This is a genomic window from Micromonospora sp. CA-240977 (genome assembly GCF_050942285.1).
Taxonomy (GTDB): domain Bacteria; phylum Actinomycetota; class Actinomycetes; order Mycobacteriales; family Micromonosporaceae; genus Micromonospora.
In genome coordinates this window covers 4,278,357-4,300,159 of the sequence record NZ_CP192055.1, presented here as the reverse complement: position 1 = coordinate 4,300,159, position 21,803 = coordinate 4,278,357, and the positions used below count along the sequence as shown (strand labels likewise).

17 protein-coding genes are annotated in these 21,803 nt (G+C 72.7%); 11 read left to right on the top strand and 6 right to left on the bottom strand.

Annotated features, from left to right (window positions below; translation table 11 throughout):
- Positions 1-212: 212 nt before the first annotated feature.
- Positions 213-2,183 carry a serine/threonine protein kinase gene (locus ACQPWW_RS19880; RefSeq protein ID WP_433134443.1) on the top strand — a complete coding sequence of 657 codons (1,971 nt, stop codon included), beginning with the start codon at positions 213-215 and terminating at the stop codon, positions 2,181-2,183.
- A 118-nt stretch (positions 2,184-2,301) separates the two neighbouring features.
- Here ACQPWW_RS19880 and ACQPWW_RS19875 read toward each other — a convergent pair whose 3' ends face one another.
- Entirely contained in the window at positions 2,302-4,563 is a 2,262-nt protein-coding gene (locus ACQPWW_RS19875; RefSeq protein ID WP_433124584.1) for a catalase, read from the bottom strand.
- A gap of 184 nt (positions 4,564-4,747) precedes the next feature.
- Here ACQPWW_RS19875 and ACQPWW_RS19870 point away from each other — a divergent pair, with 184 nt between their 5' ends.
- The 10 genes from ACQPWW_RS19870 (at position 4,748) to ACQPWW_RS19825 (ending at position 16,151) form a co-directional block, all read left to right on the top strand.
- Complete coding sequence (locus ACQPWW_RS19870) at positions 4,748-5,638, top strand: alpha/beta hydrolase family protein (protein WP_433124583.1); 891 nt, start codon at positions 4,748-4,750, stop codon at positions 5,636-5,638.
- Positions 5,639-5,774: 136 nt separating this feature from the next.
- Positions 5,775-6,560 (top strand): ABC transporter ATP-binding protein, encoded by a 786-nt coding sequence (locus ACQPWW_RS19865; protein WP_433124582.1) that lies wholly within the window; start codon positions 5,775-5,777, stop codon positions 6,558-6,560.
- Positions 6,557-7,279 carry an ABC transporter ATP-binding protein gene (locus ACQPWW_RS19860; RefSeq protein WP_433124581.1) on the top strand — a complete coding sequence of 241 codons (723 nt, stop codon included), beginning with the start codon at positions 6,557-6,559 and terminating at the stop codon, positions 7,277-7,279. Before ACQPWW_RS19865 ends, ACQPWW_RS19860 begins: the two co-directional genes overlap by 4 nt.
- Positions 7,280-7,309: 30 nt before the next feature.
- Positions 7,310-8,188, top strand: coding sequence for a branched-chain amino acid ABC transporter permease (locus tag ACQPWW_RS19855; RefSeq protein WP_433124580.1), 879 nt, complete (start codon positions 7,310-7,312; stop codon positions 8,186-8,188).
- On the top strand, positions 8,185-9,282 hold the full coding sequence (locus tag ACQPWW_RS19850) for a branched-chain amino acid ABC transporter permease (protein ID WP_433124578.1): 1,098 nt from the start codon (positions 8,185-8,187) through the stop codon (positions 9,280-9,282). Before ACQPWW_RS19855 ends, ACQPWW_RS19850 begins: the two co-directional genes overlap by 4 nt.
- Positions 9,283-9,366: 84 nt before the next feature.
- A complete protein-coding gene (locus ACQPWW_RS19845; RefSeq protein WP_433124577.1) occupies positions 9,367-10,653 on the top strand; it encodes an ABC transporter substrate-binding protein in 1,287 nt (428 codons plus the stop codon).
- Positions 10,654-10,997: 344 nt separating this feature from the next.
- Positions 10,998-11,609, top strand: a complete 612-nt coding sequence (locus ACQPWW_RS19840; protein ID WP_433134441.1) for a TetR/AcrR family transcriptional regulator — start codon at positions 10,998-11,000, stop codon at positions 11,607-11,609.
- A gap of 63 nt (positions 11,610-11,672) precedes the next feature.
- Positions 11,673-14,459: an AAA family ATPase gene (locus tag ACQPWW_RS19835; RefSeq protein ID WP_433124575.1), complete on the top strand. Its 2,787-nt coding sequence runs from the start codon at positions 11,673-11,675 to the stop codon at positions 14,457-14,459.
- A gap of 61 nt (positions 14,460-14,520) precedes the next feature.
- Positions 14,521-15,669, top strand: a complete 1,149-nt coding sequence (locus tag ACQPWW_RS19830; protein ID WP_433124574.1) for an acyl-CoA dehydrogenase family protein — start codon at positions 14,521-14,523, stop codon at positions 15,667-15,669.
- A gap of 17 nt (positions 15,670-15,686) precedes the next feature.
- Complete coding sequence (locus tag ACQPWW_RS19825) at positions 15,687-16,151, top strand: MaoC family dehydratase (RefSeq protein WP_433124572.1); 465 nt, start codon at positions 15,687-15,689, stop codon at positions 16,149-16,151.
- Positions 16,152-16,205: 54 nt separating this feature from the next.
- Here the strand turns inward: ACQPWW_RS19825 and ACQPWW_RS19820 are convergent, their stop codons facing one another.
- The 5 genes from ACQPWW_RS19820 to ACQPWW_RS19800 all read right to left on the bottom strand — a co-directional run bounded on the left by ACQPWW_RS19820 (position 16,206) and on the right by ACQPWW_RS19800 (position 21,532).
- A complete protein-coding gene (locus ACQPWW_RS19820; RefSeq protein WP_433124570.1) occupies positions 16,206-17,420 on the bottom strand; it encodes an RNA polymerase sigma factor in 1,215 nt (404 codons plus the stop codon).
- The gene (locus ACQPWW_RS19815) at positions 17,420-17,806 is read right to left on the bottom strand and encodes a YciI family protein (RefSeq protein WP_433124569.1); all 387 of its coding nucleotides are present in this window, start codon (positions 17,804-17,806) and stop codon (positions 17,420-17,422) included. Before ACQPWW_RS19815 ends, ACQPWW_RS19820 begins: the two co-directional genes overlap by 1 nt.
- A gap of 143 nt (positions 17,807-17,949) precedes the next feature.
- Complete coding sequence (locus ACQPWW_RS19810; protein ID WP_433124568.1) at positions 17,950-19,164, bottom strand: cellulose binding domain-containing protein; 1,215 nt, start codon at positions 19,162-19,164, stop codon at positions 17,950-17,952.
- Between the two features lie 303 nt (positions 19,165-19,467).
- Complete coding sequence (locus tag ACQPWW_RS19805; protein ID WP_433124566.1) at positions 19,468-20,472, bottom strand: acetylxylan esterase; 1,005 nt, start codon at positions 20,470-20,472, stop codon at positions 19,468-19,470.
- A gap of 22 nt (positions 20,473-20,494) precedes the next feature.
- Positions 20,495-21,532: a LacI family DNA-binding transcriptional regulator gene (locus ACQPWW_RS19800; RefSeq protein ID WP_433124565.1), complete on the bottom strand. Its 1,038-nt coding sequence runs from the start codon at positions 21,530-21,532 to the stop codon at positions 20,495-20,497.
- Positions 21,533-21,803 lie beyond the last annotated feature (271 nt).

Below are 21,803 nucleotides of genomic sequence, written 5' to 3'. Positions count from 1 at the left end.
GTGAACACAGGGCCAATTCCTGGTTGACAAACGGTGCCTCGGGCGTCGGAATCGGCGGTCCCGGCGGCAATGAGGCGGATCACATAAGTGCCCGTTGCGACTGCCCGGAATTGTTCGCGCGGCACGCCAGGTAGCCTCTCCGGGTGCCGCAGATGCTACCGCTACTTGTTACCGATCGGTATGACGTCGTGGGGCTTCTCGGCCAGGGCGGAATGGGTCGAGTGTGGAAAGCCCGCGACCGAATGCTGCAACGGGACGTCGCCATCAAGGAAATCGTCCCACCGCCCGGCCTGACCAATGAGGCGCGACAGGAATTGCGAGTCCGGTCACTCCGGGAGGCTCGGGCGATCGCGCGGCTCGACCACGTCAACGTCGTCCGGGTCTTCGACGTGCTGCTGAGCGCCGACGGTGACCCGCAGATCGTGATGGAGTACGTGCCGTCCCGTTCGCTGCACGACGCCATCACCACCGACGGCCCGATCCCGCCGGTGCGGGCGGCCGCCATCGGGCTGTCCGTGCTCGGCGCGCTCCGGGCCGCCCACCGCGCCGGCATCATGCACCGCGACGTCAAACCGGCGAACATCCTCGTCGGCGCGGACGGCCGGATCGTGCTCACCGACTTCGGCCTGGCCACCGCCGTCGAGGACGTGAACCTGACGCTCAGCGGAGTGGTGCTGGGCTCGCCCGCGTACGTCTCGCCGGAACGGGCCATGCGCGGCACGGTGGGTCCCGAGGGGGACTTCTGGTCGCTCGGCGCGACCCTGTACGCCGCCGTCGAGGGCCAGTCGCCGTACGCCCGACCGTCCAGCCTGATGAGCCTCACCGCGCTGGTCACCGAGCCGCCACCCACCGCACGGCACGCGGGACCGCTCGCGCCGGTGTTGGCCGGTCTCCTGCGCAAGGACCCGGCCGAGCGGATGGACGCCGACACCGCGGAGCGGTTGCTCCGCGCGGCCCTCGACGGCACCGGACTGCCCACTGCGGGAACGCGCCCACCGGGGACCACCGCTCTCTCGCTGGCGACCGTGTCCGGCACCGACGGCGTACCTCCGGCCGGGCCTGACTCCGGGATGGACGGTGACGGCCCCGCGACCGGCCGCCGCCGGCGGACCTGGCTGCTCGGTGGGGTCGCTGTCGTGCTGGCGCTCGGCCTGGTGATCGGCATTCCGCTGGCCGTCCGGCGCGCGCCGCGCCCGAGCGACGGCGGGTTCGAGCCGGCGCAGGCCGCCGTGGCGGGCGCGACCCCCACGCCCGGTGACCCACCGAGCGCCGCCGCACCGCGGCCGATCGCCTGGTCGGTCTACCGGGACGGCACCGGCTTCTCGGTGCCGGCGCCGCGCGACTGGCAGATCGTCCGCCGGGGCCAGCAGGTCGAGTTCCACGAGCCGGACGGTGCGCGGATGCTCGTGGTCAGCCAGACCGACGCGCCGCGTACCGACCCGGTGGCCGAGCTGACCAGCCACGAGAAGCAGCCCGCCGTCGTCGGGCGCTACCGCGACTACCGCCGCATCGCGCTGCTCGCTGTCAACTACCAGCTCGCGGCGGCCGACTGGGAGTGGCGCTACACCGGCGACAGCGGCACGACGATGCACGCCCGTCAGCGCACCTTCCGAACCGCGGACCGGAAGGGCTACAGCCTCACCTGGTTCACGCCCGAGGCCACCTGGGGCGTGGACGAGTTCCGGCAGGTCACCTCGGGGTTCCGGCCGGCGTCGGCGATGGTCGGCGCCACACCGACCGGCAGACCCCCGACCGGCGGGTCACCGACGCCGAGCGCACCACCTGCCCGGTCGGGTTACCGGCTCGTCGGGGTGGCGAGCAGCCGGTGCCTGGACGTCGCGACGCCGCAGTCACCCGATCCGGTCCGGCTCCGGCTCTGGGACTGCCGCGACGACCGTGCCGCCAACCAGCTCTGGGCGACGCGACCGGACGGCAGCGTGCAGCTCGGCGGCCGGTGCCTGGACGTGCTCGGCGCCTCCAGCGACGTCGGTGCGGCAATCCAACTCACCACCTGCAACACGACCCCGGCGCAGCAGTTCACCCTCACCGCGGACCGCCACCTGGTCAACGCGCACAGCGGACTGTGCCTGGGCGCGGTCGACCAGAGCACCGCGGACGGCGCGCTTATCGAACAACGCGGCTGCGACGCCGGTACGAACGACCTGCGCTGGACCCGGAGTTGACGGCGAGCGACTGACCGAGGCGGCCGTCCCTCGAGTCCGGGGTGGTACTCGTCGGCCCCGGGACTGCCCGAGGGGCTGCCCTTCCCGGTGCGGGAAGGACAGCCCCTCGGCAGGTGGGTCAGGCGACAGTGGCGGGGAACCTCTCCCACACCCGGTGCGCGGCCATCAACTGCTGCACGGCCGCCAGCGCCTCGGCACCCGAATCCGCCGTCACGACGCCGGGCGTGCCAACCACCCCGGCCTGCTCCAGCACTGTGACGCCGGCGCCCCAGGCGCCAACCGCCTTGGCGTGCCGCCAGCACTCCTCGACGAGGAGCAGCACGCGGGGATCGACGCTGGTCGGCCCCGGCTTACCCGCCTTGGCGTCGCGGGCCGGGACGGCATCCGGCGCGGGCGCCGGCGCTCCGGCCAGCAGGACCACGTCGAACTCGACGGACCGGCCGGTGGCGAAGGTGCGCTGCACCGGCATGTCGCCCACCAGGCCGCCGTGCGGGGCGATCAGCAGCGGCACCATGCCGGCCGCGAACACGGCCCGCCGGACCTCGTCGACGCCGTCCAGGTCGCCGTCCGGGTCGACGACGATGCCGACCACCCGACCGTCACTCGGCCACTCCCGGCCGACCTGCGACAGCGCCGGGCTGGGCGTGACGTCGGCGAGCGGTACGGTCGGCTGCGGGGCGGGCAGACCCAGCCCGGTGGCGACCTCCGCGCAGAGCACCGGGTCGATGTTGGCGAGGCACTGGAGCTGGCGCTCCTTGATCGCCTGGTGGTAGCACTTGCCCAGCTCGAAGGTGTACGCCCGGATGATGTGCTCCTTCTCGACCGGCGACATGCTCGACCAGAACAGGCGTACCTGGCTGTAGTGGTCGTCGAACGAGGCTGGGTTGGCGCGCACCTTCGGCGCCTGTGCGACGGTGACCGGCACGTCGACGAAGGCGTGCTCGGCGTCCCCGGCGGGGAACGGGTTGCCGCCGTCGAGCGAGTTCGGCCGGTACGGGGCGACGCCCGCGTGCACGGCGTGCTGGTGGAAGCCGTCGCGCAGCATGTCGTTCACCGCCGCGTGTGGCCGGTTGATCGGGATCTGCGCGAAGTTGGGCCCGCCCAGCCGGGTGAGCTGCGTGTCGACGTACGAGAAGAGCCGGCCCTGCAACAGCGGGTCGTTCGTCACGTCGATGCCGGGCGGCAGGTGCCCCAGGTGGAAGGCGACCTGCTCGGTCTCGGCGAAGAAGTTCGTCGGCGTCCGGTTGAGCACCAGCCGCCCGATCGGCTGCACCTCGGCCAGTTCCTCCGGCACGATCTTCGTCGGGTCCAGCAGGTCGATGTCGGCGAAGGTCTCCTCCGCGGTGTCGGGAAAGACCTGGATGCCGAGCTCCCATTCGGGGTACGCGCCGGCCTCGATGGCGTCGTAGAGGTCGCGCCGGTGGAAGTCCGGGTCCATGCCCCCGAGCAGTTGGGCCTCCTCCCAGGTCAGGGAGTGCACACCCAGCTTGGGCTTCCAGTGGAACTTGGCAAGCACCGTCTCCCCGGCCTCGTTGACGAGGCGGAACGTGTGCACACCGAAGCCCTCCATCGTCCGGTACGACCGCGGGATGCCCCGGTCGGACATGTTCCAGATGGTGTGGTGCTGCGCCTCGGTGTGCAGTGAGACGAAGTCCCAGAAGGTGTCGTGGGCGCTCTGTGCCTGGGGGATCTCCCGGTCCGGGTGCGGCTTGCCGGCGTGGATGATGTCCGGGAACTTGATCGCGTCCTGGATGAAGAAGACCGGCATGTTGTTGCCGACCAGGTCGAAGGTGCCCTCGTCGGTGTAGAACTTGGTGGCGAAGCCGCGGGTGTCGCGGACCGTGTCGGCCGAGCCCCGCGAGCCGAGCACTGTGGAGAACCGCACGAAGACGTCGGTCTCGCGCCCCTTCTTGAGGAAGCCGGCCCTGGTGACCGCCTCGGCGGTGCCGTACGCGGTGAACACGCCGTGCGCACCGGCGCCCCGGGCATGCACCACGCGCTCCGGGATGCGCTCGTGGTCGAAGTGCGTGATCTTCTCGCGTAGGTGGTGGTCCTGGAGGAGCACCGGGCCGCGCGGGCCGGCCTTGAGCGAGTGGTCGGTGTCGCGTAGCCGCGCTCCGTTCGCGGTCGTGAGGTAGGCCCCCTGTTGGCCCTTCGCGGTCGTCGGCGCGCCGGTCTCCGCGCCGGTCGGCGTCCGCGTCTGCGGTGCCCCCTGCTCCGGCTTCGGTGGCAGCGGGTCGTGCGGCGTCGTCGGCTCCGCGAGGGGCGGCGGCGCGCTCCCCGGCGCACCGGGGACATCCGGGGTGAGGGCGTCGGCGATCTTTCCTGAGGCGGTCTTCACTGCGTTCTTGACCGCCTCGGCGGGCTTGCTGGAATCCACTGAATGAACCTCTCCGTGGCGCGTGTGCGGGCCGGCGCCTGCCCTGCTACCCCTGGTCAGAGGGTCGAAACACGACCGATCCCGGCAACCTGCGCCGGAACTGGTGATTTCGCCGATGCGCGGACCGGTGGACCGGCCAAAACTGACGTACGTCGATATCCCTCGACCCTAGGGAGTGCCCGACGTGTCCTCACCAACCACCACCCGTCCCCGTTCCGTCGCAACCCGGCTCGCGGTGGCCGCCGTCCTGGTCGCCGGCGGCGTCCTCGCCGGCCCGACCGGTGCCGCCCAGGCCGCTGGCCCGTACGAGCGGGGCCCGGCCCCGACCACCGCGATCCTGGAGGCCAGCCGCGGCCCGTTCGCCACGGCCTCGCAGAGCGTGTCGTCGCTGAGCGTCACCGGCTTCGGCGGCGGTGTCATCTACTACCCGACAAGCACCAGCGAGGGCACCTTCGGCGCCATCGCCATCTCGCCCGGTTACACAGCGGCCTGGTCCAGCATCAGCTGGCTGGGGCCGCGGATCGCCTCGCACGGGTTCGTGGTGATCGGCATCGAGACCAACACCCGGCTGGACCAGCCGGACAGCCGGGGCCGGCAGTTGCTCGCCGCGCTGGACTACCTCACCCAGCGCAGCTCGGTGCGTACCCGGATCGACAGCAGCCGGCTCGCGGTCGCCGGTCACTCCATGGGTGGCGGGGGCACCCTGGAGGCGGCCTCGTCGCGGCCGTCGTTGCAGGCCGCGGTGCCGCTCGCGCCGTGGAACACCGACAAGAGTTGGTCCGAGCTGCAGGTGCCCACGCTGATCATCGGTGGCGAGAGTGACACCGTCGCGCCGGTCGCGACGCACTCGGTGCCGTTCTACAACAGCATCCCGGCCTCCGCCGAGAAGGCGTACCTGGAGCTGAACGGGGCGAGTCACTTCTTCCCGCAGACGACGAACACGCCGACCGCCCGGCAGATGGTGGCCTGGTTGAAGCGGTTCGTCGACGACGACACCCGCTACGAGCAGTTCCTGTGCCCCGGCCCGAGCGGCTCGGCCATCGAGGAGTATCGCAACACCTGTCCCAGCGCCTGAGCGTGGTCGCGGGGCGGTCGCCGGTGGCGGCCGCCCCGTCGACGTGCACGAAGGGCCATTGAAGGTCTTGACGCGATACCCGAGAAACGTACACTGCGAGTGTAAATAAACACCCGCCACGACAGAGGGATGGGTGATGGAGCGCGGCCTCGAACTGCACCACATCGGCGTCCGTTTCGGCGGCCTCACCGCCCTCGACGACGTCTCCCTGCGGGTGCCACCCCACCGGGTGGTGGGAGTGATCGGGCCCAACGGCGCCGGCAAGACCACGCTGTTCAACGTGATCTGTGGGTTCGTCGCTCCGGAGACGGGCTCGCTCACCCTCGACGGCCGACCGCTGCGGCCACGGCCGCACCGGCTGACCCGGCTCGGCATCGCCCGGACCCTCCAGGGCACCGGCCTCTTCGCCGGTCTGACCGTGCTGGAGAACGTGATGACCGGCGCCTCGCACACCGCCCGGGCGGGCTTCGTACCGGCGCTGCTCGGGTTGCCGGCCAGCGACCGCGACGAGCGCCGGCTCCGTCGGCACGCCCTGGACATCCTCGACGACCTGGGGATCGCCGAGCACGCCGAGGCCGCGCCGACCACCCTGCCCTTCGCCGTACGCCAGCGGGTCGCCCTGGCCCGCGCGCTCGCCGCCCGGCCCCGGCTGCTGCTGCTCGACGAGCCCGCCGGTGGCCTCGGCGCCGACGACATCGCCGAGCTGGCCGAGCTGGTCCGGCAGCTGCCCCGGCGCGACGACGACCCCTGTGCGGTGCTGCTCGTCGAGCACCACATGGACCTGGTGATGGCGGTCTGCGACGAACTCGTGGTGCTCGACTTCGGCCGGGTGATCGCCGCCGGCACCCCGGACGAGATCCGCGACGACCCGGCGGTCACGGATGCCTACCTCGGCGCCGCCGTCGAGGAGGTCTCCCCGTGAGCGCGGCCGACCTGCTCGTCGTGCGCGGGCTGGTGGCGGGTTACGGCGCCGCGCCCGTGCTGCGGGCCATCGACCTCACCGTTCCGGCCGGCACCATCGCCGCGGTCGTCGGCGCGAACGGCGCCGGCAAGACCACCCTGTTGCGCGCGCTCTCCGGCATGATCCGCCCGGCCGCCGGCCAGGTGATCCTCGCCGGGGAGGACCTGCGCGGTACGCCGGTGGAGCAGCTCGTTCGACGCGGCATGGCGCACGTCCCGGAGGGGAGGGGCGTGATCAGTGAGCTGACTGTCGACGAGAACCTGCGGCTCGGCGGGTTGTGGCGGCGCGACCGGGCCGACGCGGGGCGTGCCCTCGACGAGGTCTACGACCTGTTCGAGCCGCTGGCCCGACGTCGCCGGCACCTCGGCCACCAGCTCTCCGGCGGTGAGCGGCAGATGCTCGCGCTCGGCCGGGCCCTCGTCGGCCGACCCCGCCTGCTGCTGCTCGACGAGCCGTCGCTCGGCCTGGCGCCGCGGGTCGTGGCCCGGACCATGGCCCTGCTCCGCCAGTTGCGCGACCGCACCGGCCTGACCGTTCTGCTGGTCGAGCAGAACGTGCGCAGCGCGCTCGCCGTCGCCGACCAGGGCGTCGTGATGTCCCTCGGTCGGGTGGTGATCGCCGCCCCGGCGGCGCAGCTGCGTGACGACGTCGACCTGCGCCACGCGTACCTCGGTTTCTGACCACCACCTCGTCTTCCGGAGGGAGGACTGTTGGACCGCTTCGTCTTCCTCACCATCGACGGCCTGTCCCGGGGCGCGGTGTACGCCGCGTTCGCGCTGGCCCTGGTGCTCATCTGGCGGGCGGCGCGGGTCGTCAACTTCGCCCAGGGCGCGATGGCCGTTGCCGCCGCCTACGTCGCCTACACCGTCAGCACCGCGACCGGCTCCTACTGGCTGGGCTTCGTGGTGGCGATCGTCGCCGGGCTGCTGCTCGGCGCGCTTGTGGACCGCGTCGTGATGCGGCACGTCGACCACGCCTCACCGCTCAACCCCGTGATCGTCGCACTCGGGCTGGTGTTGTTGATCCAGGCCGTGCTGGGCATGGTGTACGGCAACGAGTTCCGCCCCGCCGAGGCGCCGTTCAGCCGGTCCGCGCTCACCGTCGGCGGGGTGGCCGTGCTGTCGCCGTACGACCTGTTCGTCTTCGCCACGATTGCGGTGGTGGTCAGCGGCCTGGCCTGGATGTTCGCCCGTACCCCGGTGGGGTTGCGGATGCGCGCGGCGGCCTTCGCCCCCGAGGTGTCCCGGCTGCTCGGGGTCAACGTCGGTGGCATGTTGACCCTCGGCTGGGCGCTCGCCTCCGGGGTGGGCGCGCTGGCCGCCATGCTGGTCATGCCGACCGAGCTGGGGCTGCACCCGCACGCGATGGACCTGGTGTTCGTCTCGGCGTTCACCGCGGCGGTGGTCGGTGGGCTGGACAGCCCGCCGGGGGCGGTGGTCGGCGGCCTGGTGGTGGGTCTGTTGCTCTCCTACGTCAGCGGTTACGCCGGCAGCGACCTGACGCCGCTCGCGGTGCTGGTCCTGCTGCTGGCGGTGCTGCTGGTCCGGCCCGGTGGGCTGTTCGCCCCGGTCGCGGCGAGGCGGGTGTGAGCGCCACGAGGGCGGCAGTGCCGCCGAAACAGCAGCTCGTCGACGCGGGCCGACCCGTCGACCGGCGTCGCGGCTCGACAGTGCTGCGCCACCTTGCGATCGCGCTCGTCGTCGGGCTCCTGCTGGTCGGGGTCAGCTACGCCGTCGAGCCGTTCCGTAACTTCCAGCTCGCCACGGTTGCCGCCTACCTCTGCGCGACCGCCGGCCTGACCGTCCTCACCGGACTCAACGGTCAGCTGTCGCTGGGGCACGGCGCGTTGATGGCCACCGGGGCGTACACCGTGGCGCTGTGCCAGAACGCGTTCGCCGACCGGGGGATGACCGGCGGCTGGCTGCTGCCGCTCTCGCTGGGGGCGGCGATCGTCAGCACCGTCGCGGTCGGCGCGGTGGTCGGGGTGGCTGCGGCCCGGCTGCGCGGCCCCTACCTGGCCGGGGTCACCCTGGCGGTGGCCGTCGTCGTGCCGGCGCTGGCCGTCACCTTCGACGGCGTCTTCAACGGTGAGCAGGGGCTGTCGGTGCCGGTGGAGCCGCCGCCGATGTCGCTCGGCCCGTACTTCCCCTACGAGCGGTGGCAGCTCTGGCTCACCGGCGCGGCCACCCTGCTCGCGCTGTTGCTGCTGGCCAACCTCATCCGCAGCCGGTACGGACGTACCTTCCGGGCGGTTCGGGACGACGAGGTGGCGGCCCGCCTGGCCGGCATCCACGTGGCCCGCACCCAGGTCCTCGCGTTCGTGGTCAGCGCCGCCACCGCCGGGCTCGGCGGCGCGTTGCTGGCGGTGCTCGCGCAGAGCGTCTCGCCCGGGGCGTTCTCGCTGACCCTGTCGCTGTTCCTGCTGATGGCCGTGGTGATCGGCGGTCTCGGCCGGCTCAGCGGCGCGCTCTGGGGGGCCGTCCTGCTTGTCGCCCTGCCCGACCTCACCCACTCCGCGACCGAGTTGCTCACGCTCTCGCCCGCGGTGGCGCAGCGGCTGGAGGGAAACCTGCCGCTGGCGATCTTCGGCCTCACCCTGATCGTCGTCATGATCGCCGCACCCGGTGGCGTACAGGGACTGCTGTCCCGTCTTGGTCGGCGCCTGCGGGCCCGGCGTTCCTGAGCTGCCCCGAGCCCGGCCCCGGTCGGGCGTACCACCACCCACACCGTTCCCTCAGAACCGGACCGAGAAAGGTCGGTGTTCTCCATGCACCGTTTGGCACAACGTGGTCTCGCGATCGCCAGCACCATCGCCCTGTTGGCCGCCGCCGCTGGTTGCAGCGGTGACGACGGCTCCGGTCCCGGCGGGGCGTCGGTGCCGGGCGTCACCGACGCCGAGATCGTCGTCGGCACCCACATGCCGCTGACCGGGCCGGCCTCGGCCGGCTACTCGAAGATCGCTCCCGCGACGAAGGCGTACTTCGACTACGTCAACGCCAACGGTGGCGTGCACGGTCGGAAGATCACCTACAAGATCATGGACGACGGCTACAACCCGGCGAACACCCAGCAGGTGGTGCGCCAGCTCGTCCTGCAGGACAAGGTCTTCGCCGTCCTCAACGGTCTCGGCACGCCGACGCACACCGGGGTGCTCGACTTCCTGAAGAGCAACCGGGTACCGGACCTCTTCGTCGCCTCCGGCAGCCGCAGCTGGGACCAGCCGGACAAGTATCCCGGCACGTTCGGCTTCAACCCGGACTACACGGTCGAGGGCAAGATCCTGGCCAACTACGCGAAGACGAGCCTGGCCGGGCAGAAGCTCTGTTTCCTCGGCCAGGACGACGACTTCGGCCGGGACAGCCTGGCCGGTGTGGAGAAGGTGCTCGGGGCCGCGGCCGTGGCGGTCAAGCAGACGTACGTCACCAGCAACACCAACGTGGCGCCGCAGATCGGCGCGTTCAAGGCGGCCGGGTGTCAGGTCGTCGTGCTCGCCACCGTGCCCGGCTTCACCGCGCTCTCCGTGGGCACCGCCGCGCGGCTGGGCTTCAAGCCGCAGTGGCTGGTCTCCAACGTCGGCGCTGACCACCCCACCCTGGCCAAGCAGCTCGGCGCCGCCGCCCCGCTGCTGGAGGGCATGGTGGGCACCAACTACCTGCCGATGCAGAACGACACAGCGAACCCGTGGATCCAGCTCTTCACCAGGATCAACAAGGAGCACAACGGGGACGCGCCGTTCGACGGCAACACCGTCTACGGGATGTCGGTCGGTTACCTCTTCGTGCAGACGTTGCTCGCCGCCGGCAAGGACCTCACCCGCGAGAAGGTGCTGGAGGCCGTGCAGAAGGGCGGCTTCCAGGGCCCCGGGCTCGTGCCGCTGCGCTTCTCCGCGAAGGACCACTCCGGGTACGGCGGTCAGCGGCTGAGTCGGGTGACCGGGGGAGTGCAGAGCTACTTCGGGCCGGCGTACGAGACCGACGAGGCGGACGGGCCGGTCAACGAGTACACCGCCGCGGCGGTCGCGCCGCCGGCGAACGGGGTGCCGACCGTCTCCTGAGGACCCGTAGCGCCGCCGTCCGACCGGGCGTGGTCCCCGCGTGACCACGTCCGGTCGGACGCTGCGCGCGCGGTGGCGCGGTGTGCCGGGCGGCGGTCCGAGACGTTGACCGACACCGATTAGCGCTCCTACTATCTGCACCGTGAATGCATATTCAGGTTGGCTCGTGGTTCGAGCCGTCATCGGGTGCGGCACCGGGCGGACCGTCGCCTGTGACGGCGGCCTCGCGCCGAGCGGCCGGGCCGGATGAGCACGCCGGCGGTCGGCCCGGGCCCGCTGATCACCGCCTGTCTAGACTCGGCGGTGCGTCAGGAGGCGCCGTGGCGGTGAGAGGGCGGGGGCGGATGGACGGGGTCGAGGTCGCGAGCCGGGTCGACGGGCGCACCGCTCGGGCCGAGCGCACGCGGGCGGCCATCGTCGAGGCCCACCTCGCGCTCATCGGTGAGGGGGACCTGCGCCCGACCGGGGAACGCATCGCCGAGCGGGCCGGGATCTCGCTGCGGACGCTCTGGACCAACTTCAAGGACATGGAGACGCTCTTCGAGGCCAGCGGCGCGGAGGTGCTCCGTCAGCAGGACGCCGCCTACCGGCCGATCTCGCCCCGGTTGCCGCTGGCGAAGCGGGTCGACGCGTACTGCCGGCAGCGGGCCCGGCTGCTCCAGCTCATCGCGCCGTCGGCGCGGGCCGCCCAGATGCGCGAGCCGGTCTCCGACCAGCTGCACCGCAACCGCCTCAAGCACATCGACCGGGTGCGCGACGAGGTCGAGGAACTCTTCGCCGTCGAGCTGACCCAGGCCGGCCCTGGTCGGGAGCAGCTGCTCAGCGCGCTGGTGGCGGCGAGCATGTGGCCGGCCTGGTCGATGCTGCGCTACGGCCTCGGGCTGGGCGTGGACCAGGCCCGTGGCGTGATGACCCGGACGGTGGGTGCGCTGCTGGCCGAGGTCGCGGCCGACTGATTCCGGCTCGGCCCGATATCGACCCTCTTTCCATTCGGTTACCGATGAGTGACACTGGCAGGCATGGTTACTGCATCGAGAGTGCAACTAACCGTGCTGCGTGGCCGGGACGACGAGTGCCGCGCCGTCCGGTGCCTGCTCGACGGCGTGACCAACGGCGGCGGTGCCCTGCTGCTGCACGGTGAACCGGGCTCAGGCCGCACCGCGCTTGTCGGCCACGCCCACCGGTACGCCGTGGGCTGCACCGTGCTCGCCGCGAGCGGACTGGCCGAGGAGGCCGCGCTGCCGTACGCGGGTCTGCAACGACTGCTCGACCCGGTGCTGCGCCACGCCGCGGCCCTGCCAACGCCGCAGCGTGACCTGCTCCGGCGGGCGCTGCGCGGGGACGGTTGCCCGGCCAACCGCCGGCTGGCCCTGTCGATGGCCGTGCTCGGGATGCTCACCGACGCGGCACGGGACCGACCGCTGCTCGTCACGATGGACGACGTCGACCGGGGCGACCCGCTGACCGGACAGGTGCTGGCCTTCGTGGCCCGCCGGCTGCGACGCCTACCGGTTGTCGTCCTGCTCACCGCGGACGTCGGGGTCACTGTCGACGGGGTGCCGGCGCACCGCCTCCGGCCGCTCGACCAGCGCGGCAGCGTCGCCCTCCTCACCGACCGGCTGCCCGAGCGACCCGCCGCGTCGGTGGTGACCGCCCTGGCCGCGATCGGCGGCGGCAATCCGCAGGCCCTGGTGGACCTCGCCGAGGTGCTCAGCCCGGCACAGTGGCGGGGCGAGGAGCCGCTGCCCGCCGCGCCACCGGAGGACGGTGCGCTGGGCCGCGCGTACCGGGCCCGGCTGGACCGGTTGCCGCCGGACACCCGGCGGATGCTGCTGCTCGCCGCGCTCGACCAGGATGGTGCGCCGGGCACGCTGATCCGGGCCGCCGGCGCCGCCGGCACCGAGGTCGAGGCGCTCGCTCCCGCGGAGGTCGCCGGACTGGTCCGCGTCGAGCCGCAGGGCGTCACCTTTCCGCAGCCGTTGGTCCGCACGATGATCGCGGCCAGCGCGCCACTCGCCGAGCGCCGCGCCGCACACCGGCTGCTCGCCGGGGTGCTGGTCGCCGACGGGCAGCGGCTGCGCCGGGCGATGCACCTCGCCGCCGCCACGGCGGGCGCCGATCCGGCCCTGGCCGCGGAGCTGGAGGAGGCGGCCTCGGGCGGAGCCGGCGGCTGGGCCGTCGCCTCGGCGGCGCTGCGGTGGGCCGCCGACCTCAGCGATCATCCGGCCCAGACGGCCGCCCGGCTGGTGAGCGCCGCCCACTGTGCCTGGGTCGGCGGGCAACCCGAGGTGGCCCGGCAGTTGCTCGACCGCCTGCGCGCGGTGTCCACGGACCCGGCCGTGCGGGGCCGCGCCGACCTGCTGCGCGGTGAGTTGGAGCTGCGGTGCGGCGCGGCGTCGGATGCGTCGGCCCGACTGCTGGCCGCGGCCGCGGCGGTGGCCGACACCGACCGGGCGCTGGCGTTGTCCGGGCTGGTACGGGCCGGCGAGGCCGTCTGCTTCGCCGGCGACCAGTACCGGTACGCCGAGGTCGGCCGTCGGGCGCTGGCCCTGCGACGGCCGACCGACCCGCCGGCGATGGAGCTGATGGGCAGTCTGGTCGCCGGGGTGGCGGCGACCCTGCGGGGCGACCACGAGCGGGCCGGCCCCACGCTGCGCCGCGCCGTCGTGCTGGGGTCCCGGTTGAGCGGGTCGGCGGTGACCCCCACCGCGCTGACCTGTGCGGCGGCGGCCGGCCTGGTGGTGGCCGTGGACGGCGCGGCGCACCGGCTCGCCGAGCGTGCCGTCGCGCTGGCCCGGGACCGGGGCGAGTTGTCAATGCTGCCCCGGGCGCTGGAGTTGCGGGCGGTCGCCGAGTACTGGCAGGGCCGGCACGAGGCGGCGGCGGAGACCTCCCGCGACGGGTTGCGGGTCGCCCGCGCCTCGGGTCAGGTCAACTGCGCCAACGTCCACCTGGGCATGCTCGCCGTGCTCGCCGCGATCCGGGCCGACCGCGACACCAGCCTGCGGCAGATCCGTGAGATCGGCGAGTCGCCGACGCCCGGCAGCCGTCCGCACGCGCTCGCCGGGTGGGCGCTGGCGGTGCTCGACCTCATCGATGGACGGCACGCCGAGGCCGCGGACCGGCTGGCGTCGCTGGCCCGGCTCGGCACCGGCCGAGGTCAGGTCCTGGTGCAGGTGATGGCGACGCCGTATCTGGTGGAGGCGGCGGCGCACCTGGCACACCGACCGGCGGCCGCCGCCGCGCTCACCGTGTTCGACAGGTGGGCCAGCAGCACGGCGAGCCCGCTGCGCCGGGCCCTGTCCGCCCGCTGCCACGCGCTGCTCGCCCCCCGGGGAAGTGCCGAGGCGGAACACCACTTCCAGGCGGCGCTGCGGCTGCACCCGACGGAGGCCGGCACGTTCGAGCTGGCCCGCACCGAGCTGCTCTTCGGCCAGGAACTGCGGCGCAGCCGACGCCCGCGCGACGCGCGTACGCACCTGCACCGGGCCCGGGAGATGTTCACCCTGCTCGGCGTGGCGTGCTGGGCCGAGCAGGCCACCACGGAGCTGCGGGCCGCCGGGGAGTCGGTCGGTCCGCCGGACCTGCCGGCGGCGCGGCTGCTGACCGGCCAGCAACTGCGGATCGCGGAGCTGGTCGCGGAGGGTGCCACCAACCGGGAGATCGCGGCCCGGATGTTCCTCTCGATCCGCACTGTCGACCATCACCTGCGCAACGTGTTCCACCGCCTCGGCATCCGCTCGCGGACCGAGTTGGCCCGCGCGTTCGCGGGCGAGCGGCACGCCGGCCTGGCCTCGGACCGGTGACCGGGGAGCCGTCGACGGTCCGCTCTGGACGGCATAAACTATCACCGCTAGTTTGAAGGCCATGGACCTCACCCTCTCCGCCGAGCAGGCCGCGGTCCGCCAGCTGGCCGCCGAGTTCGCCGACCGCGAGCTGGCGCCGCACGCCGCCGCCTGGGACCGGCGCGAGTCGGTCGACCCCGCCATCGTCGGCATGCTCGGCGACCTGGGCTTCCTGGGGCTGACCATCGCCGAGGCCGACGGCGGTTCCGGCGGCGACCACCTCGCGTACTGCCTGGTCCTGGAGGAGCTTGGCCGGGGCGACTCGGCGGTGCGTGGCATCGTGTCGGTCTCCCTCGGGCTTGTCGCGAAGTCGATCGCCGCCCACGGCTCGGCCGAGCAGCGGACCGAGTGGCTGCCCCGACTCTGCGCCGGCACCGCGCTCGGCTGTTTCGCGCTGACCGAGCCGGACAGCGGCTCGGACGCGGCCGCGCTGCGGACCCGCGCGGTCCGCGACGGCACCGACTGGCTGCTCACCGGCACCAAGACCTTCATCACCAACGGCACCACCGCCGACGTCGCGCTGGTCTTCGCCCGCACCGGCGGCCCGGGGCACCGCGGCGTCACCGCGTTTCTGGTGCCCACCGACAGCCCGGGGCTGGTCCGCCGGGAGATCCACGGCAAGCTGGGCCTACGCGGCCAGGCCACCGGCGAGCTACGCCTCGACGAGGTACGCGTCCCCGACGCGGCCCGCCTCGGCGCCGAGGGCGGCGGGTTCCGGCTGGCCCTGGCCACCCTCGCCAAGGGCCGGATGTCGGTGGCGGCCGGATGCGTCGGCATCGCCCAGGGCTGCCTCGACGCGGCGGTCGGCTACGCCGGGCAGCGCACCCAGTTCGGCAAGCCCATCGCGGGGCACCAACTCGTCCAACAACTGCTCACCGCGATCGCCGTGGACACCGCCGCCGCCCGGCTGCTGGTGTGGCAGGTGGCCGACCTGATCGACAGGGACCAGCCATTCGCCACCGAGGCGTCGATGGCCAAGCTCTTCGCCAGCGAGGCCGCCGTCCGCGCGGCCAACAACGCGGTCCAGGTCTTCGGCGGGTACGGCTACATCGACGAGTACCCGGTCGGCAAGTACCTGCGCGACGCCCGGGTCGCCACCCTCTACGAGGGCACCAGTCAGATCCAGCAACTCCTCATCGGACGCGCGCTCACCGGCGTCAACGCCTTCTAGTCCCAGGGAGACCTGACATGAGAGTCTTCAGCTCGTTCGAGGAACTGGCCAGCGCGGTCGGCGAGACCCTCGGACCCGGTCCGTGGGAACGGATCGAGCAGAGTCGGGTCAACCTCTTCGCCGACGCCACCGACGACCACCAGTGGATCCACCTCGACCCGGCGCGGGCGGCGGCGGGGCCGTTCGGCGGGACCATCGCCCACGGGTACCTGACGCTGTCGCTGCTGCCGGCGCTGGCCGGCCGGCTCTACCGGGTGGAGGGGGTGGCGATGGGGGTCAACTACGGGTTGAACCGGGTGCGCTTCCCCGCCCCGGTGCGGGTCGGCGCCGCCGTCCGCGCCGCCGCGACAATCGCCGAGGTGTCCCCGGTGACCGGCGGCGTCCAGCTGGTCGCGACGGTCACCGTGGAGAGTGACAGCGGCGGCAAGCCCGTCTGTGTGGCCGAGACCGTCAGCCGGCTCTACCGCGCGACGGACTCATGACCGTCTAGCTCGGCGCTCGCCATCCGCTGTGGCTGCCCGGCCGTGCTGCCGACGTCAGCTCAGCGCCGCCGCCTTACCCAGGAGCACCGAGCGCTCGCGCTGGTTGGCGCAGAGCCGGGCCGCCAGCTCCAGCTCGGCGCGCGCTTCCGGTCGCCGGCCGAGGCGGGTCAGTAGCTCACCGCGTACGGTCGGGACCAGGTGCGAGCCGGGGAGCCGGTTCGCGGCGATCAGCTCGTCCACGATGGTCAGGGCCTGCGCCGGACCCGAGGCCATGGCCACGGCGACGGCCCGGTTGAGCTCGACCACCGGCGAGGGCGCGGCCCGGCCGAGCGCCTCGTAGAGCACCACGATCCGATCCCAGTCGGTCTCCTCGACCGAGGGCGCCGAGGCGTGGATGGCGGCGATCGTGGCCTGTAGGCCGTAGGGGCCGAGGCCGCGAGTCGATGCCCTGGCCAGCGCGGCCAGCCCGCGGCGGATCGCCGAGAGGTCCCACAACCGGCGGTCCTGATCCGCGAGCAGAACCGGCGAACCGTCCGGGGCGGTCCGGGCCGGGAAGCGCGCGGCCGTCAGCTCGCACAACGCGAGGAGGCCGTGCACCTCCGGTTCGTCCGGTTGCAGCGCCGCCAGCGTGCGGATCAGCCGGACCGCCTCGGACGCGACGTCCGGGCGCACCAGCCGGTCGCCCGACGTGGCCGTCGACCCTTCGGTGAAGATCACGTAGAGGACGCTGAGCACACCGCCCAGCCGTGCCCGACGCTCGCCGGCCGGCGGCAGCTCGAACGGCACCCGGGCCGCCGCGATCGTCTTCTTGGCCCGGGTGACACGCGCCTGCACGGTCGGCACCGGTACCACGAACGCGCGGGCGATCTCCTCGCTGCTCAGGCCGCCGACCACGCGCAGGGTCAGCGCCACCCGGGCCGCCGGGGAGAGCACCGGGTGGCAACTGACGAACATCAGCGCCAGGACGTCGTCGTCGATCCTGTCGAGATCGACGTCCTCGTCGACCGTCGGGTCGGCCGCCAGCAGGGCGTATCGGTCCTGTAGGGCGACCCGGCGGCGGATCGCGTCGATCGCCCGCCGCCGGGCCGTGGCCATCAGCCAGCCGGCCGGGTTGGCCGGTGCGGCCCGCGGCCACGACACCAGCGCCTCCGCCACCGCCTCCTGCGCGGCGTCCTCGGCCAGCCCGAAGTCGCCGGTGAACCGGGTCAACGCGGCGACGATCCGGGCCGACTCGACCCGCCAGACGGCCTCGACGTCGGCCGTACCCATCAGCTCCGGCCGTTGCTCTCGCTGCCGGGCGGGACCTCGTCGGCCTCGGCCACCCGCCGGACCTCGATCTGGGACCCGCGGACGGCCGGCATCCGCGTGGCCCACTCGACCGCCTCCTGCTTGGTGGCGACATCGAGGAGGAAGTAACCACCGAACAGTTCCCGGGTCTCACCGTACGGCCCGTCGGTGACCACCGGGGCCTCGCCGCTGAAGTCGACAACGACGCCCCGGCCCGGATCGTCCAGCCCCTCGGCCGCGACGAGCACACCGGCCTCCATCATCTCCTCGATGAACCGGCCGGTCGCGGCCATCGCCTCGTCGATGGAGGCCATCATGGCCGCGTTCGTCTCGTCGGTGCCCCGCATGATCAGCATGTACTTCGACATCGCGTTCTCCTCGTCCGGCGGGACCGCCTCCCGGCCCTCGCACCCCCACGTCGAACGAGCGGCGCGCGGATCGACACGGCGCGTCAATAATCTCTCGCCGGGGCGGTGCCGGGCCGGTGCGACCCGGCACCGCGACGGAATCGTCAGGCGACGGTGCAGGCGGTGCCGTTGAGGGTGAACGCGGACGGACGGTCGGCGTTCCCGGTGTGGGTGGCCTGGAAGCCGATGTCGACAGAGGTGCTCGGCGCGATCGTCGCGTTGTAGGAGACGTTACGGGCGGTCACCGCCCCGCTCGACGGGGAGTAGCTGGCATTCCAGCCGTTGGTGATGGTCTGCCCGCTGGGCAGCGTGAACGCCAGCGCCCAACCGTCGACGGGGGTGCTGCTCGTGTTGGCCACCGAGACGGACGCGGTGAGACCGTTACCCCAGGAGTTGACCGTGTACGTGACCCGGCACGCACCGGTCGGCGGCGGGGTGGTCGGCGGCGGCGTGGTCGGAGGCGCGGTGGTGGGTGGCGCGGTGGTGGGTGGCGCGGTGGTGGGTGGCGCGGTGGTCGGTGGCGCGGTGGTCGGCGGCCCGGTGGTCGGCGGACTGTTGCTGCCGATGCTGCCGGGCACCGCCCGGAGAGCGTCGTACCAGGCCATGGCCATCTTGCGGTAGCCGGTCGCGTTGGGGTGCACCCCGTCGGCCAGGTCGCTGAGCGTCAGGGCGCGGTACATGTCGACAAGGTGGACGTGTTTGCCGGCGGCGGCCCTGGTCTGCACGATTCCGGGAATCGCCGCGTTGTACCCCCGGACCTGGTTGTCCGCGCCGGACTTCGGGATGATCGTGGCGACGAACACGTCAGCGTTGGGGGCGGTGTTGGTGATCCGGTCGACAAGGGTGGCCAGCCGACCCGGGGCGCCGGAGGTGTCGCCGTACATGTCGTTGGTGCCGATGTGCAGCAGCACGGTCCGGGGATTCGTGGCCCGCAACCAGTTGACGACGTTGGCGTCGATCTGGGCGATGGTCCAGCCGGAGTGGCCCTCGTGATCGTGGTCGCCAAGGCTGGACGGGCCGTTGAACTGGGAGCCGACGAAGTCGATCCGGTAATTGCCGGACATGAACCGCTGCCAGAGCTCGATCCGGTAGCCACCCGCGACGTTGAACCCGTCGGTGATCGAGTCGCCCAGCGGCATCACGCGTACGCCGCCGTTGGATTCCGCGATGGCGGGAGCGGTCGCGATCGGTACGGCCGCGGCCACGGCGGCGACGGCGGCCAGGGCCGCCCACCAGAGGCGGGCTCGTCGGGGCCTTGGCGTCGTCGCGGTGGTGGGGGGTGACGGAGGGACGGGATGGCCGAGCGTTGCACTGCTCATGGGACTTCCTCTGGTGGTGAGGGTGCGCGACGACAGCGGCCACCAGGAGGACGGTCGCCGTCAGGACGCGGTACGCGGGGGAGCGGGCCGCGCGGAACGACCACGAACCCGGACGTCTGCACTGGTGGTCGTGGCGCTATCGCGGACACCGGTCATCGATGGTCGGGGGCGACAGATCGATGAGCCGGGGCGGAAGTGTGCCCTGCACCTCGCCTGACGCACCCTAACGTGTTATCGCTAACACCGGCAATAGATCGGCGCCCGACTATGCGTTGCGACCCGGGTCCCGGCCGGGCGGCGGGCTCACGTTCCGGCTGGACCAGCCGGGTGCAGCGTCGAGGCGAGCCAGCGCAGTTGACGCCGGACGTGCACGGCTTCGCCGCCCTCGTGACCGTTGAACGGGTAGACGTGCATCTCGCGCGCGGGTGGCACCGGCAGCCCGGCCGCCGCGCCGTACTGGTTGTACGCGGCGAAGCCGGTGCTCGGCGGGCAGACGGTGTCCCGCAGCCCGACCCCGAAATGCGCCGGCGCCGTCGCCCGTCGGGCGAAGCTCACCCCGTCGACGTAGGACAGGGTGCGCCACACCGCGTCCTCGGCCTCCCGGTGCACGGCCAGGAACCGGGCGATCTCGCCGTACGGCGCGGGGTCGCTGAGCTGGACGGCCCGCCGCATGTCGCAGAGGAACGGCGCGGTGGTCAGCACCGCGCCGAGATCGCCGACCAGGCCGGCCACCGCCAGGGCGAGGCCGCCGCCCTGGCTGTTGCCGGCCACGGCGACCCGGGTCGCGTCGACCCCCGGCAGGGAGCGGACCGCCTCGACCGCCCGGACCGCGTCGGTGATCAGACGCCGGTAGTGGTAGTCGCGCGGGTCGAGGATTCCCCAGGTGGCCGGCCAGGGCCCGCCGGGTGCGCCGTGCGGGTCGGGGGTGTCTCCGGCGCCGTACTGACCCGCCTGGCCCCGGTTGTCCATCAGCAGATGGGCGTACCCGGCCGTCGGCCAGGTCAGCCGCTCGTGGGGCAGGCCGCGACCACGGCCGTAGCCGGCATACTCGACGACGGCGGGCAGTGGCCCCGACGCGCCGGCGGGGCGGGTGTACCAGGCCCGGACCGGGTCGCCACCGAAGCCCGCGAACGTGACGTCCCAGGAGTCGAGCAGCCGCAGGTCGGTGGACTCTGGACGGACGTCGACGAGCACCGGCCGGGCGGTCGCCTCGACGAGGGTGTCGCGCCAGAACTCGTCGAAGTCGTCGGGTTCGACGACCTGGGGGGCGTACCGCTGGAGTTCGTCGAGCGTGGCGGCGTGGGGCACGGGTCCTCGCAGGGGGCTCGGGTCAGTGCGGGCTGGCGGGGGGTGCGGTGCTCTCCCGGACGACCAACTCGGTCACCAGGTCTATCCGGCTGGTCGCCGGCTCGTTGCCCCTGGTCAGGTCGAGCAGCATCTGGGTGGCGATGCCCGCCATGTCGCGCAACGGCTGGTTGATCGTGGTGAGGGCCGGGTCGGTCCAGGTGGAGACCGGCAGGTTGTCGTACCCGATCACCGACAGGTCCTCGGGCACTCGCAGGCCGCACTGGCGGGCGGCCCGGAGCACCCCCATGGCCTGGATGTCGGAGCCGGCGAAGATCGCCGTGGGTCGGGACGGCAGGCGGAGCAGTTCCAGCCCGTGGGCGTGCCCGGCTCCCGCGGAGAAGCTGCCGTAGCGGATCAGCTCGCGGTCGACCACGAGCCCGGCTTCCTCGTGGGCCGACTGGAAGCCGGCAGCGCGGGCCCGGCTGCACAGCACATCGGGCGGCCCGGAGATGATGGCGATCCGCCGGTGCCCCAACTCCAGGAGGTGCCGGGCGGCCAGCAGGCCACCGTTCCAGTTGTTCGACCCGACGGTGGGTACGGAGGCCGAGGTCGCGCTGTCGGTGTCGACGACGACGAACGGTATGCCCTGACGCCGCAGGTGCTGCTGTTGTGCCTCGGCCAGGTGGGAGAGGACGAACACCACGCCCAACGGGCGGTCGGCGAGGATCGCGTCCAGCCAGCGGGCCGGAGGGCGGTGCGCGCCGTTGAGCTGAGCGACGGACAACCCGATGCCGGCCGCGGCGGTCACCGCCTCGACACCACGCAGGATCTCCATGGCCCACCCGGTGTCGAACTCGTGGAACACGAGATCGATCCGCCCTCCGCTGGTCGAGGGCCGTCGGGCGCGGCGTTGGTACTGGTGGCGATCGAGGCTCGCCTCGACGCGCGCTCTGGTGCTGGGGGCGACATCGCCGCGTCCGTTGAGGACCTTGGACACCGTGGCGACCGAGACGCCGACGTCGTGGGCGATTGTCGCGATGGTGGTGGAGGCGGGTGGATCGAGCGGGCGGTGCTCTGTCATCGCAGCCCCATACAGCATCCGAAATTTTCGGGAGACCTTAACACGATCGGCCGATCACGCCAGCCGTTGCGGCAGCCGGCCGGCCCGTTCGCCGGTCAGTTCGCGGCGGATTCGCGACGGTGTGCCGATGGTGGCGTCACCGTGTGCAGGGAGTGGTCGCTGGAGTCCAGCTGAGACCCTTGACACTCATCGATGGGGCACTTAGGTTGCCGAAAAGGTTGCGCAGGCTTCCGGAAAGTTTCGGATCGCGTGAACGTCCGCCACGGAGCTG